Annotated in this window: 14 protein-coding genes and 1 tRNA gene; 8 read left to right on the top strand and 7 right to left on the bottom strand. The window is 65.8% G+C overall.

Going from position 1 to position 16,557, the window contains the following annotated elements:
- Positions 1–185: 185 nt before the first annotated feature.
- Positions 186–848 (bottom strand): TetR family transcriptional regulator, encoded by a 663-nt coding sequence (locus ACFQ3C_RS03720; protein WP_380789074.1) that lies wholly within the window; start codon positions 846–848, stop codon positions 186–188.
- A gap of 294 nt (positions 849–1,142) precedes the next feature.
- On the opposite strand from ACFQ3C_RS03720, the gene ACFQ3C_RS03715 reads away from it, so the two are divergent.
- On the top strand, positions 1,143–2,672 hold the full coding sequence (locus ACFQ3C_RS03715; protein ID WP_380789073.1) for a gamma-glutamyltransferase family protein: 1,530 nt from the start codon (positions 1,143–1,145) through the stop codon (positions 2,670–2,672).
- A 159-nt stretch (positions 2,673–2,831) separates the two neighbouring features.
- Here the strand turns inward: ACFQ3C_RS03715 and ACFQ3C_RS03710 are convergent, their stop codons facing one another.
- Positions 2,832–4,322, bottom strand: coding sequence for a ferredoxin reductase family protein (locus tag ACFQ3C_RS03710; RefSeq protein WP_380789072.1), 1,491 nt, complete (start codon positions 4,320–4,322; stop codon positions 2,832–2,834).
- Between the two features lie 139 nt (positions 4,323–4,461).
- Here ACFQ3C_RS03710 and ACFQ3C_RS03705 point away from each other — a divergent pair, with 139 nt between their 5' ends.
- On the top strand, positions 4,462–5,580 hold the full coding sequence (locus ACFQ3C_RS03705; protein ID WP_380789071.1) for a polyheme membrane-associated cytochrome C: 1,119 nt from the start codon (positions 4,462–4,464) through the stop codon (positions 5,578–5,580).
- Between the two features lie 15 nt (positions 5,581–5,595).
- Here ACFQ3C_RS03705 and ACFQ3C_RS03700 read toward each other — a convergent pair whose 3' ends face one another.
- A complete protein-coding gene (locus tag ACFQ3C_RS03700) occupies positions 5,596–6,381 on the bottom strand; it encodes an MBL fold metallo-hydrolase (protein ID WP_380789070.1) in 786 nt (261 codons plus the stop codon).
- Positions 6,381–7,829 (bottom strand): IMP dehydrogenase, encoded by a 1,449-nt coding sequence (guaB, locus tag ACFQ3C_RS03695; RefSeq protein ID WP_380789069.1) that lies wholly within the window; start codon positions 7,827–7,829, stop codon positions 6,381–6,383. The genes ACFQ3C_RS03700 and guaB overlap by 1 nt, the downstream gene beginning before the upstream one ends.
- Before the next feature lie 260 nt (positions 7,830–8,089).
- On the opposite strand from guaB, the gene ACFQ3C_RS03690 reads away from it, so the two are divergent.
- The 4 genes from ACFQ3C_RS03690 (at position 8,090) to ACFQ3C_RS03675 (ending at position 11,308) form a co-directional block, all read left to right on the top strand.
- On the top strand, positions 8,090–10,186 hold the full coding sequence (locus ACFQ3C_RS03690) for an ASKHA domain-containing protein (RefSeq protein WP_380789068.1): 2,097 nt from the start codon (positions 8,090–8,092) through the stop codon (positions 10,184–10,186).
- A gap of 35 nt (positions 10,187–10,221) precedes the next feature.
- Positions 10,222–10,295: transfer RNA gene (locus tag ACFQ3C_RS03685), tRNA-Gly, on the top strand.
- Between the two features lie 109 nt (positions 10,296–10,404).
- Positions 10,405–10,848 carry a YtoQ family protein gene (locus ACFQ3C_RS03680; protein WP_380789067.1) on the top strand — a complete coding sequence of 148 codons (444 nt, stop codon included), beginning with the start codon at positions 10,405–10,407 and terminating at the stop codon, positions 10,846–10,848.
- 4 nt (positions 10,849–10,852) lie between these two features.
- On the top strand, positions 10,853–11,308 hold the full coding sequence (locus ACFQ3C_RS03675; protein ID WP_380789066.1) for a cupin domain-containing protein: 456 nt from the start codon (positions 10,853–10,855) through the stop codon (positions 11,306–11,308).
- Positions 11,309–11,347: 39 nt separating this feature from the next.
- Here the strand turns inward: ACFQ3C_RS03675 and ACFQ3C_RS03670 are convergent, their stop codons facing one another.
- The gene (locus ACFQ3C_RS03670; protein ID WP_380789065.1) at positions 11,348–11,788 is read right to left on the bottom strand and encodes a DUF1810 domain-containing protein; all 441 of its coding nucleotides are present in this window, start codon (positions 11,786–11,788) and stop codon (positions 11,348–11,350) included.
- A gap of 222 nt (positions 11,789–12,010) precedes the next feature.
- Here ACFQ3C_RS03670 and ACFQ3C_RS03665 point away from each other — a divergent pair, with 222 nt between their 5' ends.
- Complete coding sequence (locus ACFQ3C_RS03665; protein ID WP_380789064.1) at positions 12,011–13,036, top strand: AbrB family transcriptional regulator; 1,026 nt, start codon at positions 12,011–12,013, stop codon at positions 13,034–13,036.
- Positions 13,037–13,116: 80 nt separating this feature from the next.
- A complete protein-coding gene (locus tag ACFQ3C_RS03660; RefSeq protein ID WP_380789063.1) occupies positions 13,117–13,872 on the top strand; it encodes a 3-hydroxyacyl-CoA dehydrogenase in 756 nt (251 codons plus the stop codon).
- A gap of 58 nt (positions 13,873–13,930) precedes the next feature.
- On the opposite strand, the gene ACFQ3C_RS03655 is transcribed toward ACFQ3C_RS03660, so the two are convergent.
- Both ACFQ3C_RS03655 and ACFQ3C_RS03650 read right to left on the bottom strand, forming a co-directional pair.
- Complete coding sequence (locus ACFQ3C_RS03655; RefSeq protein WP_380789062.1) at positions 13,931–14,560, bottom strand: FMN-binding negative transcriptional regulator; 630 nt, start codon at positions 14,558–14,560, stop codon at positions 13,931–13,933.
- Between the two features lie 30 nt (positions 14,561–14,590).
- Entirely contained in the window at positions 14,591–16,456 is a 1,866-nt protein-coding gene (locus ACFQ3C_RS03650) for an ABC-F family ATP-binding cassette domain-containing protein (RefSeq protein ID WP_380789061.1), read from the bottom strand.
- Positions 16,457–16,557 lie beyond the last annotated feature (101 nt).

Raw genomic sequence — 16,557 nt, 5'->3', positions numbered from 1 at the left:
GTATTTTATGAATTAACATCGAAAGCGATGAATTATTGGGCAGTCAGGCGGGCATGCGCGCGCAATAATGGCAGCTTTCGGAAAGAGTCCCGCAGCATCGGGCGGCTGAAAACCCCGGTTGCACCCCATGGACCAGGGTTGATCCCGGCGATGCGGGACCGGATCGCGGGGGAATCAGATCAGGATCAGCCGCGGGGCGATTCGTCGCCCGTCAGGGCGTTCAGCACCAGATCGACGGTATGCGCCCGTCTTGCACCACGCCAATCCCGGCTCAGCAGGTCGATCCCGAAGATCGCCGACAGCGTGTGCCCGTTGTTCAGGTGATGCGCGCTTAGCGCCACGATGGTGACATAGATCTGCAACGGATCGTAACGATGCCCGAAGACGCCCTGCGCCTGACCACGCGCCATGATCGCGCTGATCGCCTCAAGCAGGGGCTGCGAGCTTGTACGGATCGCCGCGATCTGCGCGATGAACCGCCCCTCCAGCAGGTTCTCGTTGCGCGTCAGCTTGACGAAAAGCGGATTGCCATCGAAGAAATCGAAGGTGAATTCCACCAGCCGGCGCATGGCCTGCAAGGGTTCCTGGCGGTCGAGGTCCAGTTCACGTTCCTGCGCGCGGATATCGGCGAAGATATGCTCCAGCGCGGCGATGTAGAGTTTTTCCTTGCTGCCGAAGTAATGATACAGAAGCCGCGGATTGCAGCCGACCGCGCGGGTGATCCGGTCAACCCGCGCACCGTGAAACCCGTGGTCGGCAAATTCATGCAGCGCCGCCTCGAGCAGTTGCGCCCTGGTGCGTTCCGGGTCGCGCCGACGCGACTTTTTCTGTTCTGCGGCCTCCGTCATCACCCGATCGCCCTGCCCTGTGTCCGGCCGTTGCTTATACGCCCGCCGCCCGCGTTGCCAGTCGGCTTGCACGCCCCGACTGCCTAAAAAAGCATCACTTGACCCTCACGGCACAGGCGCGGAGGTAAGTGAATATTTACTTGTATTCCCTGCCCGCCTAGCAGGTTTCAAGCCTTATTGTGGAACATTTTCCCAAGCCGGGCGCGAAACACCACCTGGGACGGCCCTGGAAGGAGACCTCATGTTCTTGATCAGCCCCTGCTGCACCGCCTGCTGCAACGCCGGGCGCGCGTCATGACCGGTGCGCTGACAACCCCGCATCCCCTGGCGACAGCGGCCGGCATGGCTGTGCTGCGCGCGGGCGGCACCGCCCCCGAGGCGCTGATTGCGGCCGGTGCGGCGCTTTGCGTGGTGATGCCGCATTTCTGCGGGCTTGGGGGCGACGCGGTCTGGCTGCTGGCGGATCGACAGGGGCGGCAACGCTGCGATCTGGCCATTGGACAGGGCATCGACCGCCCCATGCCGCGCGGCCCGATCCCCACCCGTGGCCCCGGTTCGATCCTGACCACTGCCGCCGTTGTCAGCGGCTGGCAGCAGGCTTTCGCGACGGCCCGGGACGATCTGGGCGGCCAGGCCAGATGGGACGCGTTGCTGGCCCCCGCCATCGCCCTGGCCGAGGAGGGTTTCGCCGTCTCGCCCTCGCAGGCATTCTGGGGCGCCTTTCGCAAGGACGAATGCCAGGACTGGCCCGGATTTGCAGCACTTTATACCCAAGGTAATCAGCCCCTGACCGCCGGTCAGATGCTGCGACAGCCACAACTGGCCCGCTCGCTGCGCCTGATCGCAGAGAAAGGCGGCGATGAATTCTACACCGGCGCACTGTCCCGCAGCATCCTTGCCGGATTGCGCGATGCAGGCGTGGTGATCGGGGCCGCGGACCTGTCCGCCACCCGCACCCGCCAGGTGCGCCCCCTCGCGCTGCCCTATCGCGGCCTGACATTGCTGGCCCCGCCACCGCCGACACAGGGCGTGACCACGTTGCAGATCATGGGCATCCTGTCACGGCTGGACCTGTCGGGGGTGCAACCCGGCAGCACCGACCACATCCATCTTTGCGTGGAAGCGGTCAAACGCGCCTTTCTGGGGCGCGACAGGCTGGCCGATCCGGATTTCGGACCGCCAGTCACGGATGACTGGTTGCAGCAAGACCGCCTGGCCGCCATGGCAGACGACATTTCGCACCAGAAGGCGCTGCCCTGGCCGCATCAATGGCAGCATGGCGATACGGTCTTTCTGGGCGCGATCGACGCGCAGGGGAATGCGGCCAGCGTCCTGCAAAGCACCTATTTCGACTGGGGCAGCGGCGTTGTGGCCGGGGATACCGGGATCATCTGGCAGAACCGCGGGGCCGCTTTCCGCGCCGATCCGGACCATCCGAACGCCTTCGCGCCGGGCAAGCTGCCGTTCTATACGTTGAACCCCGGCATCGCCCTGAAGGACGGACGCCCGCAAATCGTTTATGGCACGCAAGGGGCCGACGGGCAGCCGCAGACCCTGGCCATGCTGCTGACCCGCCTGATCGATTTCGGCCAATCCCCGCAAGAGGCGCTGGCCGGTCCGCGCTTCCTGCTGGGGCGCACATTTTCCGACAGCCGCGACAGCCTGAAGATCGAATCGAACGCCGGCGCGGAGGTTCTGCGCGATCTGGCCGCGCGCGGTCACGAGGTCAGCCCGATCCCCGCGCAAAGCCCGCTGGCCGGTCAGGCCGGGCTGGTTCTGGCGGCACCGGGTGGCGCAATCGCGCTGCACGATCCGCGCGGCTAGACCCGCCAGGCCAGGCAAGGGCCGCCCGTTGCCCGGGGGCATTGCCGCGATGACCGGATTGCTGGAACCTGTGGGCGGCGTGATCCGCGCGGCTGCCCCCCCTGGCACGGCCGATGGTGCCCTGGGGCCTGGCCTGCGCGCGCACGAAGGCGCGCGCCTTCAGACAAGCAGGCGCGACAGCACCCAGACAAGCGCGCCCTGCCCCAGCAGCAGCGCCAGATATTGCGCTGCACGATACCGGTCCTTGCGCCCGCCCAGCGCCCCGGCATAATCGAAACGCTCGTAGACGACATTGGCCATCGGCAGGCCCAGTGACAAAAGCTGATCCGACACGGCGCTGATCATCGGACCGGGGCCGCAGATCATGGCGACGCAGGTCCGGGGCGCCAACCCCTTGATCAGCCGGGCAAGGCGCGGCCGGTCCAGCAGGCCGATGTCCTGCTGCCAGTCTGGTGAAGCGGTCTCGCTGATCAGCATGACCTGAAGGTCCAGCACCGTCGCAGCCTGCGCGATCTCGTCCAGGCAGGCGAAATTCTCGGGGCGGCCCACCGCATAGGCCAATCGCACCGGGCGCGGGTCGCGCCGCGCCACAAGGTCGCGCAACAGCCCCATGATCGGCGCGATCCCGACACCGCCCGCGATCAGCACCACGCTGTCGCCAGGATGATCCGACAGGGTGAAGGTGCCAAAGGGTCCGTCGATCCCGACCGGTGTGCCGGGCGCCAGCGCGCCGACCGTCCGGGTAAAATCGCCCGCCTCCTTGATGATCAGCCGCAGGGTTGGCCGGGTCGGGCTGTCCGCGATCGAGAACGGGTGATCAAACAGCGGAAACCGGCGCGCGCCTGCGGTCATCCAGACGAACTGCCCGGCGCGATAGTTCAGGGCCGGGATATCAGCGGCAGGCGTGTCCGTTGCCGGGGCAACAGGACCGGGGGCGATATCCATCTCCCATATGCGGTCGGCCATTCGCTGCACATGGCGCAGAACGAAAGGGCGGCGATGCAGCCGCCACCACCGCCAGCCGTAAAGCACGCCGATCACCACGACCACCAGCACCGCATCCACCAGCCACATCGCGCGCAACGGCCCCATGGCGCTCAGCCGTCCGGCTGTCAGCGCATGGTGCAAGCCACCGCCCAGCGCCACCAGCGACAGGATCAGGTGCATGGCGCGCCAGGTCTCGTAATGCATCCAGTCGCGCAGAACCCCTGTCACCACCAGCAACAGCAACGCAACCAGCGCCACAACGCCGCTGCGATAGGCCGGCAGCAGGCCGTAGGCTATCAGCCGCTCTGCACCGCGCGCGGGGTCGTCCAGAAACGTGGGCAGGACATAGGCCAAAGGATGCACCAGCAGCGCCAGCAGCACCGCCATGGCCGCGATCTTGTGAAAGGCCATGATCCGGTCGATACCCATGCGCCCCGACACCAGCCGGAACCGCCCCGAGGTCAGCAGCTGCAAGACCAGGCTCGCCAGCCCCGACAGCCCCAGGCCCGCGCCAAACGCCTCCCACCCGTCCAGTGGGGCGGCCTGCGAAAACCCGGCCAGGACGATCGGAAACAGGCACAAGCCCAGGTAGATCACCGCCAGCCCACGCCCCGGAAGACGCAGGCTGACATGACGGCCCTTGCGGTCTGGTGTGCCTGACATGGCGGCAATCCCTTGTTGCTGCAGGCCGAAGGTGCCACCGGCACCAGGCGCCCCGCCTTGATCAGGCTCAAGGAACCTTCGGAAATTCTGGGGCAGAATGCCAGTGATTACGCCTCTCGATGATCTGAAGGATCCAGACATGCCCCACGCTTTCGCCGTTCCCGCGCGCATCACCGTTCTGGCCATGGCCATGCTGTTCGGCATCGCCTGCACGCAGGCTGTCGCGCAGCAGGGCCTTGCACAATATGACCGCGACGCGCTGGCGCGCCTTGTGCAGGACTGGCTGGACGCACCGCATGCCGATCATGACAGCCTGTCCTTCACCTACTGGAACAAGCAGGGCAGCGTGCCTGTGGAATGCGCCGCCTGTCATTCCCAGCCGGGCTTTCTGGATTACCTTGGCGCGGATGGCACCCCGGCCGGTGTTGTGGACCATCCCGCCGCCATCGGCGCGCCGATCGGTTGCGCCTCCTGCCACACGGACACCGCACATGCGCTGGATGCCGTGACCTATCCGTCAGGCATCACCGAAACTGGCCTTGGCGCCGCGGCGGTCTGTGTTGCCTGTCACCTCGGCCGGATGTCAGGCGACGATGTCGCGCAGGCCGCGGCAGGTCTGCCGGATGATGTGGTCGCCCCCGACCTAGGCTTCATGAACATCCACTACAGCGTGGCAGCCGCCACCCTGGGGGGCCGGGACACCGCCGGCGGGTATCAGTATCCCGGCCTGTCCTATGCCCGGCGCTTTGCCCATGTGCCCAGCGCCAGCACCTGCACCGCCTGCCACGATGCCCATACCACGGCCGTGGCCCCCGACAGTTGCGTCAGCTGCCACCGCGGCGTCGAGGACCTGCGCGACATCCGCATGCAGCATGGCGACTTCGACGGCGACGGCGCCATCGCCGGGGGCATCAGCGCCGAGATCGCGGGGCTTGAACAGCAACTTCTGGCGGCAATCCGCAGCTATGCCCTGCAGGTCTCGGGCCAGCCGATAGCCTATGCGCCGGGCCAGTACCCCTATTTCTTCAACGATCCCGATGCCGACGGCACGATCACCCCTGCCGAGGGCGGCTTTCCCAACCGCTACCAATCCTGGACGCCACGCCTGCTGAAGGCTGCCTACAATTATCAGATGTCCCGCAAGGACAGCGGCAATTACGCCCATAACCCGCGCTATGTGCTGCAACTGCTGCATGACAGCCTGGCCGATTTGGCGGGTGTGATTGATCTGGACCTTGGCCGGCGTCCGCGCCCCTAGACGGGCAGGATGCGATCAGGCAGCGATGGCGCGGTATCCGTCACCATCCACCCTGAGCCGGGCAAATTTCAACGGATCAACCGCGTGACCGCCGGTGAACACCAGATCGCGCGCCGCGATTTCGGCCAGTGCCGCCTTGCGGGTCCGGGTCGCGGTCTCGGGGTCGGTATCATAGATCGTCGCAGTGTCCGGCGCCGGCAGTTGCAAGGCCGCGGAATGGAAAATGTCGCCCACGATCACCAGCCTCGCCCCGACCCGCAACCCGATATGGCCGGGTGTATGCCCGGGCAGGTCCCAGACCGAGATGCCGGGTGCGACCGCGTCACCACCGGACACGGTCTCGATCCGCCCGGCACAGGCCAGGATCACCCGTGCGGCAGGCCCATCGCGATCCTGCCAATGGGCGCGCTCGGCCGCATGCATCAGAACGCGTGCCGCCGGATAGGCCGGAGTGTCACCGGCAAGCGCGCCACCGCAATGATCGCCATGCAGATGGGTGAAGACCAGGGTGCCGATCTGTGCAGGCATCACGCCAAGCGCTGCAAGCCGCGCGGGCAAGGCGCCACCCTTGTCACCCGCCAAGGCGCCATAGCCTGTGTCGACCAGCGTCAGCGCCTGCCCCTGCCGGATCAGGAACGCGTTGAAGGCGGTGCGGATCGTGCTGTCACCCGCCGCCGAAAGCCGCAGGGACAAGGTATCGGCATCAACCGAGGGAAAGACCTGGGCCCCGAAATCGGATGCGCCATCGGCAATGCAGAAGACCTCGGCCACATCCGTCTGGAAACGCGCGATCCCTTCCATCAGCCAACCCGGTAATTCGGGCTTTCGCGGGTGATCTGGACATCATGCACATGGCTTTCCTTCAGCCCGGCCCCGGTGATCTTGACGAAAGTGCAGTTCTTGCGCATCTCCTCGACCGTGGCGCAACCGGTATAGCCCATGGCGGCGCGCAGACCGCCCACCAGCTGATGCACCACCGCCGAGGCGGAGCCCTTGTAGGGCACCTGCCCCTCGACGCCCTCGGGCACCAGCTTGTCGCTGGCCGCATCCTTCTGGAAATACCGGTCGGCCGATCCGCGCGCCATGGCGCCCAGGCTGCCCATGCCACGATAGCTCTTGAAGCTGCGCCCCTGATACAGGATCACCTCGCCGGGGCTTTCATCGGTGCCCGCGATCATGCTGCCCACCATCGCGCAGGACGCGCCCGCCGCGATCGCCTTGGCGAAATCGCCCGAAAACTTGATGCCGCCATCGGCAATCACCGGAATGTCACCCGCCGCCGCCGCGCAATCCATGATAGCGGTCAGCTGCGGCACGCCCACGCCCGCCACCATCCGCGTGGTGCAGATCGAACCAGGCCCGATCCCCACCTTTACCGCATCGGCGCCGGCGCCGATCAGGGCGCGCGTGGCCTCGGCCGTGGCGATATTGCCGGCCACCACCTGCACTTCATTGGACAACGCCTTGATCCGCTCGACGGCGATGGCCACGCCCTCGGAATGCCCATGCGCGGTGTCGATCACCACCATGTCCACGCCCGCGTCGATCAGCGCCTGGCTCCGCTCGAACCCGGCATCCCCCACGGTCGAGGCTGCGGCCACCCGCAACCGGCCCAGCTGGTCCTTGCAGGCCGTGGGGTTCAGCACGGCGGTTTCGGTATCCTTCAGCGTCAGCAGACCGGTCAGGCGGCCCTTGCCGTCAGTGACCAGCAGCTTTTCGATCCGGCGCGCCTTCATCAGGCTTTTGGCCTCTTCCAGCTCGGCCGGTTCGGTCAGCATGGCCAGGTTGTCCGAGGTCATCATCACCTTGACGGGCGTGTCATCGGATGTGGCAAACCGCATGTCGCGGTTGGTCACTATCCCCACGACCAGACCCTTTTCGTTGACGACCGGGAAACCCGTCACGTTGTAGCGCGCCTGCAGCGCCTTGGCATCGGCCAGGGTCTGATCGGGGCGCAGCGTGATCGGGTTATAGACGATGCCGCTTTCGAAACGTTTCACGCGGCGCACCTCGTTGGCCTGTTCCTCGACCGTAAGGTTGCGATGGATCACCCCCATGCCGCCCGATTGCGCCATGGCGATGGCCATGCGCGATTCGGTCACCGTATCCATGGCCGAACTCAGCAGCGGGATATTCAGCGCGATCGACCGGGTCACACGTGTGCGTGTATCCGCTGTCGACGGCAGAACCGAGGACGCGGCGGGAACGAGCAGAACATCATCGAAGGTCAGGGCCTCACGAATCTCCATCGGGCATCTCCATGCTGGGATCGTTTGGCGCTTCCCTATTGCACGTCTGCCCTGCGGGGGAAACCCCCCTTTGTCCGCTTGACCGCGCAGCCGGGGTTTCTTCTTGCCGCAAATATCCCCGCCGGAGGCATCCGCCCGCGCAGCCCCTCGCGACAGCCGCAAAATGACGCAGCGGACCAACTTTCTGCCGCATCACGCCTTTCCCTTTCGCCCGCGCAGCATATGCTTGGCACCAACAGGCAACAGGACATGATCACCCCATGAGCAGCGCGACCACAGCTTCCGCAGCGACACCACAGACCGCGGCATCCCAGGACCCCCTCGTCGTCTTCACCCCATCCGGCAAGCGGGGACGCTTTCCGGTGGGCACGCCGGTCCTGACCGCCGCACGCCAGCTTGGCGTCGATCTGGACAGCGTCTGCGGCGGGCGCGGGATCTGTTCGAAATGCCAGATCACGCCGTCCTACGGTGAATTCTCCAAGTTCGGCGTCGTCTCGGAACCCGAAGCCCTGTCCGACTGGAACAGCGTCGAACAGCGCTACAAGGACAAGCGCGGGCTGATCGATGGCCGCCGTCTGGGCTGCCAGGCGACCGTGCAGGCCGATATCGTGATCGACGTGCCCCCCGAAAGCCAGGTGCACAAGCAGGTCGTGCGCAAGGCCGCCACGGCCCGTACCATCATCATGGATCCCGCCACCCGGCTCTATTTCATCGAGGTGGAAGAGCCCGACATGCACGAACCCACCGGCGATCTGGAACGCCTCGCCCGCGCGCTGCGCGAGCAATGGCAGATCGCCGACATCAGGGCGGATCTGTCGGTGCTGACAAAGCTGCAACCGGTGCTGCGCAAGGGCAACTGGCAGGTCACCGTGGCGCTGTACCGCGACCACCATGAAGGCCCGGCGCGTCTGCTGGACATCTGGCCAGGGCTCTATGAGGGCGGGCTTTACGGCCTGGCGATCGACCTTGGGTCGACCACGATCGCGGCGCATCTGTGCGACCTGGTCTCTGGCCAGGTGCTGTGCTCCTCGGGCGTGATGAACCCGCAGATCCGCTTTGGCGAGGATCTGATGAGCCGCGTGTCCTATGCGATGATGAACCCCGGCGGCGACAAGGACATGACCCGCGCCGTACGCACCGCGATCAACGGGCTGACCCAGAGCCTGAGCACCGAGGCCGGGATTGATCCCGCCACGATCTTCGAGGCGGTGATCGTGTGCAACCCGGTCATGCATCACCTGCTGCTGGGCATCGACCCGGTCGAACTGGGCCAGGCGCCTTTCGCACTGGCCACCTCCTCGTCGTTGTCGCTGCGCGCGAAGGATCTGGAGTTCACCACGCTCAATGACCGCGCGCAGGTCTATCTGCTGCCCTGCATCGCGGGCCACGTGGGGGCCGATGCCGCCGCCGTCGCCCTGTCCGAGGAGCCGGGCAAGTCCAAGGATCTGGTCCTGGTCGTCGATGTCGGCACCAATGCCGAGATCCTGCTGGGCAATACGACGCGCGTGCTGGCCTGCTCCTCGCCCACCGGCCCGGCCTTCGAGGGCGCGCAGATCAGCGCGGGCCAGCGCGCCGCCCCCGGCGCCATCGAACGGGTCGAGATCGATCCGGTGACGAAAGAGCCGCGCTTCCGCATCATCGGCACCGATCTGTGGTCGGACGAGCCCGGCTTCGCCGCCGCCGCCGCCGGTTCCGGCATCACCGGCATCTGCGGCTCCGGCATCATCGAGGCCGTGGCCGAGATGCGGATGGCGGGCCTGCTGGACGACTCGGGCCTGATCGGATCGGCCGACCAGACCGGCACCCCCCGCTGCATCCCCGAAGGGCGCACCCATGCCTATGTGATCCATGACGCCCGCGCCGACGGTGGCCCCTTGATCAGCGTGACCCAGGGCGACATCCGCGCCATCCAGCTGGCGAAATCCGCGCTTTACGCAGGCGCCCGGCTGCTGATGGACGAAATGGGCGTGGACAAGGTGGACCGCGTGGTACTGGCGGGGGCCTTCGGCGCCCATATCAGCCCCAAGCACGCCATGGTGCTGGGCATGATCCCCGATGTGCCGTTGGACAAGGTTTTCAGCGCGGGCAATGCCGCCGGCACCGGCGCGCGGATCGCGCTGTGCAACATCGCCAGCCGCGCCGAGATCGAGACGACCGTGGGCCAGATCACCAAGATCGAAACCGCGATCGAGCCGAAATTCCAGGAACATTTCGTCGCCGCCAACGCCATCCCGCACAAGACCGATCCCTTCCCGGAACTGGCCAAGGTGGTCAGCCTGCCCTCGCCCTCGTTCAACACGCGCGGCGAAGGCGGCAACGGCGACGACGGCGGACGGCGGCGGCGCAGAAGGGCTTGACGGTCGGCACGGCCTCACTTACCTGTCATGGCGTCGCGGGTGTAGCTCAATGGTAGAGCAGCAGCTTCCCAAGCTGAATACGAGGGTTCGATTCCCTTCACCCGCTCCATCCCGACCTGCACGGAAATACCAGGCAACCCGCCTTGCGGGTTGAGACCCTGTCGGTCTGCGCCTAGGCTTGCTGTCACAGACGGACACAACCCAAGGAAAGGACAGTCATGACATGGAACGTGTATCTCTCGGGTGAAATCCACACCGATTGGCGCGAACAGATCATCCGGGGCGCAAAAGGTCTTGATATTGCGTTCAATTCCCCGGTCACCGATCATGCGGCCAGCGACGATTGCGGCGTCACGATCCTTGGGGCGGAGCCGGACAAGTATTGGCACGACCACAAGGGCGCGATGGTCAACGCCATCCGCACACGCAAGGGCATCGCGGATGCCGATGTGGTCGTGGTCCGGTTCGGCGATCAGTACAAGCAATGGAACGCCGCCTTCGACGCAGGCTATGCGGCGGCCCTTGGCAAATCGCTGATCATCCTGCACGGGCCGGATCACCAGCATGCCCTCAAGGAAGTGGATGCCGCAGCCCTTGCCGTGGCGCAGACCCCCGATCAGGTCGTGGCCATCCTGCGCTATGTGATCGAGGGAAAGCTCTGACCCCATGCCCGCACCCGACCTTGCCTCGGCCAGCGCGTCCGAGATCATCGAACGCCTGCGCCTGATCCCGCATCCCGAAGGCGGCCATTATCGCCAGACCTGGATCGACGGTGCTGACGGTGCTGCGCGCGCCAGCGGCACCTGCATCTATTTCCTGCTGGCCGCGGGCGAGCGCAGCCATTGGCACAAGGTCGACGCGACCGAGATCTGGCATTTCTACGCAGGCGCGCCGCTGATCCTGTCGCTGGCCGCAACCGAAGCAGGCCCCGCGCGCGATCACCGTCTTGGCCCGGATCTTTTCGCGGGCGAGGCCCCCCAGATCATCGTGCCGCCCGAACACTGGCAGGCCGCACGCAGCACGGGCGACTGGACACTGGTCGGCTGCACCGTCAGCCCTGCCTTCAGCTTCGAGGGCTTCACCCTGGCCCCCGCGGGTTTCGACATCCCGCGCGCGGATTGATACGGATTGATGCGGATTGATGCGGATTGTTCCTGCGGCTCAACCCGACCCGGCTTGCGCGCGCAGATGCTCCAACGTCACCGCGCATGGTAGTCCGTCATAGAATGTCGTCAATATCGCGTCGAAGACCGCGCGCGTCTCGGGATCCTGCGCCGCTGCGCGAAACAGCGTTGCCGAGGATCTCAGCTTGAGCGCATCGACAGGCCCCATGATCTGCTCTGCGCTGCGATCGGGATGTGACAGCACGGCCCTGGCCGCCGCGATCAGCCCCGGCCCCAGATCGGCATCGGCCAGATAGGCGCGCGCCTCGTCCAGGTCCGCGATCCCGAAATGCCGCGCCGTGGCCGAACGCCCGAGCACCTTGAGCTGGGGAAAGATGAACCACATCCAGTGGCTTTGCTTGCGGCCCTCGATCAGCTCGGCCAGGGCCGTGTCATAGGTATCGAACTGGGCGATGTCGAAACGTGTCAGATCGCTCATGATCCCGCCCCTCGCTGTCGCTGTGCCGGCCATTGCGGGCGTGCCACCGCAGCTTGCCCAAGGGCCAGCATAGCCGCCAAGGACCCGCATCGGCAATGCACCCGTCACGCTGGCCGCGCCCGCCCTTGGCATCCCCGTTCGCCCGGCCTAAGAAGGGGCATCCCGACGCAGCGACGCAAGGCCCGAACCCTGACCCGCGCATTCATCCTGACCACGATCCTCGTGCTGGCCACCGGTGCCGCGGGCGGGCTGCTGGCCAGCTATACCCTGCTGCCCCTGCCCTACATGCTGGGCAGCCTGATCGCCACCGCGGTTCTGTCCAGCGTGACAGGGCGCCGCTTTCCCGAAGGCTACAAGTTCCCGCAAAGCATCCGCCTGATCTTTCTGGCCGTCATCGGTGTGATGATCGGCGCGCAGGTCACGCCCGACATGGTGGCGATGCTGCCCTCGCTCAGCGTCAGCTTCGCGGCGCTGACGCTATTCGTCGGATTGGCCCATGCGGGGAATTACGCGATATTCCGGCGGCTTGGCGGTTATGACCGCGCCACCGCCTTTTACAGCGGCACACCGGGCGGGCTGATGGAAAGCATCGCCATGGGCGAGGAGGCCGGCGCGAACCTGGCCATCCTGACGATGCAGCAATTCCTGCGGATCGTGCTGGTCATCACGGTCCTGCCGATCGGCCTGTCGCTTTGGCTGGGCGCGCCGGTGGGCAGCGCGGGTGGCATGACCCTGGCGCGCGCCGATGTCGATCTGACGCAACTGCCCGTGGTGATCGCGGTGGGCGCCCTTGGCCTGGGGGTCGGCAAATGGCTGCACCTGCCGGCCGGGCAACTGACCGGGCCGCTGTTCGTCGCGGCGGCTGTCAGCCTCAGCGGAATCGTGCCGCTGGACATGCCGCAATGGCTGATCAACGAGGCGCAGATCGTGATCGGCGCCAGCCTGGGGATGCGGTTTGGCGGGCTGAAAGGGCGCGCCCTGGCGCGGGGGATCGGGCTGGGCCTGATCTCGGTCTGCCTGATGATGGCGATCGCCGTCGTGCTGGTGGTGCTGGTTCATGACATCACCGGCGCGCCCTTCGACATGCTGCTGATCAGCTTCGCCCCCGGCGGCGTGACCGAGATGGCGCTGATCGCATTGAGCTTGCAGGCCAATCCCGCACTGGTGACAGCGCATCATATCTATCGCATCATCCTGACCGTGATCGAGATGTCGGTCATCGCCCGATGGAACCGGCGCCACGGCTAGGCTGGGCCGATGCGCTTTGACAAATACCGCAAGCTGGCAGTAACTGAACTGACGTTCAATTCAAAGGGAAGAGGGATCACATGCAGATGCAAGATACGGCTGCCGTCATCACGGGCGGCGCGTCTGGCCTGGGAGAGGCCACAGCGCGCCTGTTTCGCGCCTCGGGCGCACAGGTCACCATTCTGGATCGCGATGCCACGCGCGGTCAGGCCGTGGCCGAAGAGATCGGGGCGCATTTTGTCCAGACCGATGTGACAAGCGAGGATTCGGTCAAGGCCGCGATTGCCCATGCGATGGAAAAGATGGGCAAGATCAACGCCGCGATCAATTGCGCGGGCGTCGGCACCGCCGAAAAGACGCTGGGCCGTGACGGCCCGCACAGCCTTGACCATTACAACCGCGTGATCGGCATCAACCTTGTCGGCACCTTCAACGTGGCCCGCCTGGCCGCCGCCGAAATGGCCAGGAACGCGCCCACCGAAGACGGCCAGCGCGGCGTGATCGTCAACACCGCCTCGGTCGCGGCCTTCGACGGGCAGAAGGGTCAGGTGGCCTATGCCTCGTCCAAGGCGGGCATCGCGGGCATGTCCCTGCCGATGGCGCGCGATCTCTCGCGTGAGGGGATCCGCGTCATGGCAATCGCACCGGGTATCTTCCTGACGCCGATGCTGATGGGCCTGCCGCAAGAGGTGCAGGATCAGCTTGCCGCCGATGTGATCTGCCCGCGCCGCCTGGGACGCCCCGAGGAATACGCGTCGCTGGCCCGGTTCATCGTCGAAAACGGCTATCTGAACGGCGAGACGATCCGCATCGACGGTGCGCTCCGCATGCGTTGAGCTTTGGCGCGCAAGCCATTGCGACAAAAGGAAACGGCGGGCCGCAACCCGCCGTTTTTCATTCGTCCGACCGGGTATTGCGCCGCATCCGGGCGGCCATGGCATCAAGCCCGCGCGCCTCGAAGGACTGCACCACGCCCGCATGATCGACCGCCTCGCGGTTCTGGCTCAGCTTCGACTTGGCGGCGATCCCGGCGATGTCGATGCGGAAGGCCACGATGGCGGCCAGCATCCCGTCCATGAAATCGCGCGGCGCATCCGCCATGCGCCAGGCCGCGTCCCCGTTCATCCGGGTTTCGTGATCGCGCGTCAGGCGGCCAACCATGGCGCGCTTGGTCTTGTCGTCATGCTGAAAGCTGATCTGCCCCGCGACATGCACCACCTGGTAGTTCCAGGTCGGAACGTGCCGGTGATGGTCTTTCTTGGTCGGGTAAAGGTTGGGCGAGACATAGCCATCCTGCCCCCTGAAAATCGCCAGGACCGGCGTGTGATCCGTGATCACCCGGTGCATGTCATTGTTCAGCGCAATATGGCCGACAAGGGCGGTATCGCCCTCGCGCATCACGGGGATATGGTTGGCCACAAGCCCCTGGGCGGTCTGTGCCACGATACAGGCCAGCGGAAAGGCCGCGATCAGACCGGCCACTTCAGACGGGTCTGTTTCGTGAAAATGTTCAGGCATATACATCACGTTGCACGCCTTTCCTGATGTGTTGCGTCAGCCGGCGGCCCTGGCTTCCAGGGTCAGCCATTCCTCCTCGGCGGCGGCCAGCGCCTGCTGCCGTTCGACCAGCGCCTCGGTCCCCTTGCGGAATTTCACCGGGTCCTTGGTGAACAGATCGGGCGCGGACAGAAACGTTTCCAGCTTGGCGATCTCGGCCTCCAGCGTTTCGATAACGCCGGGCAGCGCGTCAAGGCGGTGCTTTTCGGTAAAGGAAAGCTTTGATTTCGCAGCGGTTTTGGCCGGGGTCGCGGATGCGGCCGTTGCGGCCGTTGCGGCCGTTGCAGCGGACGCATCCGGCGCCTTGCGCTTGCCGTCATAGCTGACCGAGTTCCAGCCCTGCGTCCCGCCCCCTTCGCCGCGCTGCGCCTGGTAGTCGGTCCAGCCGCCCGCATAGACCGTGGCGCGCCCGTCGCCTTCCATCGCGATGGTGGTGGCGGCGACCCGGTCCAGAAAATCGCGATCGTGGCTGACCAGCAGCACGGTGCCGTCGTAATCGTCCAGCAGTTCCTGCAACAGATCCAGCGTCTCGATATCCAGATCGTTGGTCGGTTCGTCCAGCACCAGCAGGTTGCTTTCCTTCGCCATCAGCTTGGCCAGCAGCAGACGCGCCTTTTCGCCCCCCGACAGGCTGCGCACCGGCGCGCGCGCCTGGCGTTCGTCGAACAGGAAATCCTTGAGATAGCCCACCACATGGCGGGGCTGGCCACGCACCAGCACCTGGTCCGCCTTGCCCGATACCCGCATTTCAGGATCGCCGGTCAGGCTGTCCCACAGGCTCATCTCGGGGTCCAGCTGCGCGCGGGACTGATCGAAGATCGCAGGCATCAGGTTGGTGCCCAGCCGGATCGTACCACTGTCCGGCGATTCCTGTCCCATCAACATCTTCAGCAGCGTGGTCTTGCCCACGCCATTGGGGCCGACAAAGGCCACGCGGTCGCCGCGCAGGATCTTGACCGAAAAATCGCGCAAGATCACCTTTCCATCATAAGCCTTTGAAATATTGTCAGCTTCCACGACCAGCTTGCCCGACTTGGCACCCGATTCCAGCGACATCGCCGCAGTGCCCTGGCGCCGGATCTGGCTGGAGCGTTCTTCGCGCAGGGCCGCCAGCGCCCTCAGACGCCCCTGGTTGCGCTTGCGCCGCGCACTGATGCCCTCGACCGCCCAACGCCCTTCGGCCTTGATCTTGCGGTCCATCTTGTGGCGCTGCATGTCCTCTTCATCCCAGACCTTGTCGCGCCATGCCTCGAACCCGTCGAAACCTGTTTCCTGCCGCCGCACCATGCCCCGGTCGATCCAGAAGGTCGCCCGCGTCAGCGCCCGCAGAAAGGCGCGGTCGTGGCTGATCAGCACGAAAGCCGCGCGTGTCGTCGACAGCTCGGCCTCAAGCCATGCGATTGCCTCGATGTCCAGATGGTTGGTCGGCTCGTCCAGCAGCATCAGCTCGGGCGCCTCGGCCATCAGCTTGGCCAGCGCCGCGCGGCGCCGTTCGCCGCCCGATGCGGTGCTGACGGGGCGCGCGGGATCGAATTTCAACCCTTCGCCCGCGATCTCGACCTTGTAGGCTTCGGACGGATCCAGCCCGCTGGCGGCATAATCGCCCAGCGTTGTGAAACCCTCCATCAGCGGGTCCTGCTCCATGTAGCCCACCGTCACGCCAGGGGTCACGACCCGGGTGCCCTGATCGGCCTCGACCAGCCCGGCCATCACCTTCATGAGGGTGGATTTTCCCGATCCGTTGCGCCCCACCAGCGCCAGCCGGTCACCCGGTTGCACCACAAGGGACAGATCTGCAAAGACAGGATCCCCGCCAAAGGTCAGGGAAATGTCGGATAGCTGAAGAAGGGGTGCGCGTGCCATGCCCGCCTGCTATCCGGGCCGCGCCGCGCCGTCAAGCGTCGCCAAAAACCGGCAGGTTCGGGCCAAAGTCCCGGCAAGACGCTTTGCAGGGCCGGGTCCGG

It is taken from the genome of Seohaeicola saemankumensis, assembly GCF_042678485.1.
GTDB classification, from domain to species: domain Bacteria; phylum Pseudomonadota; class Alphaproteobacteria; order Rhodobacterales; family Rhodobacteraceae; genus Seohaeicola; species Seohaeicola saemankumensis.
Note: the sequence above shows the minus strand (reverse complement) of the source record. Positions and strands in the feature narration are given on the sequence as shown.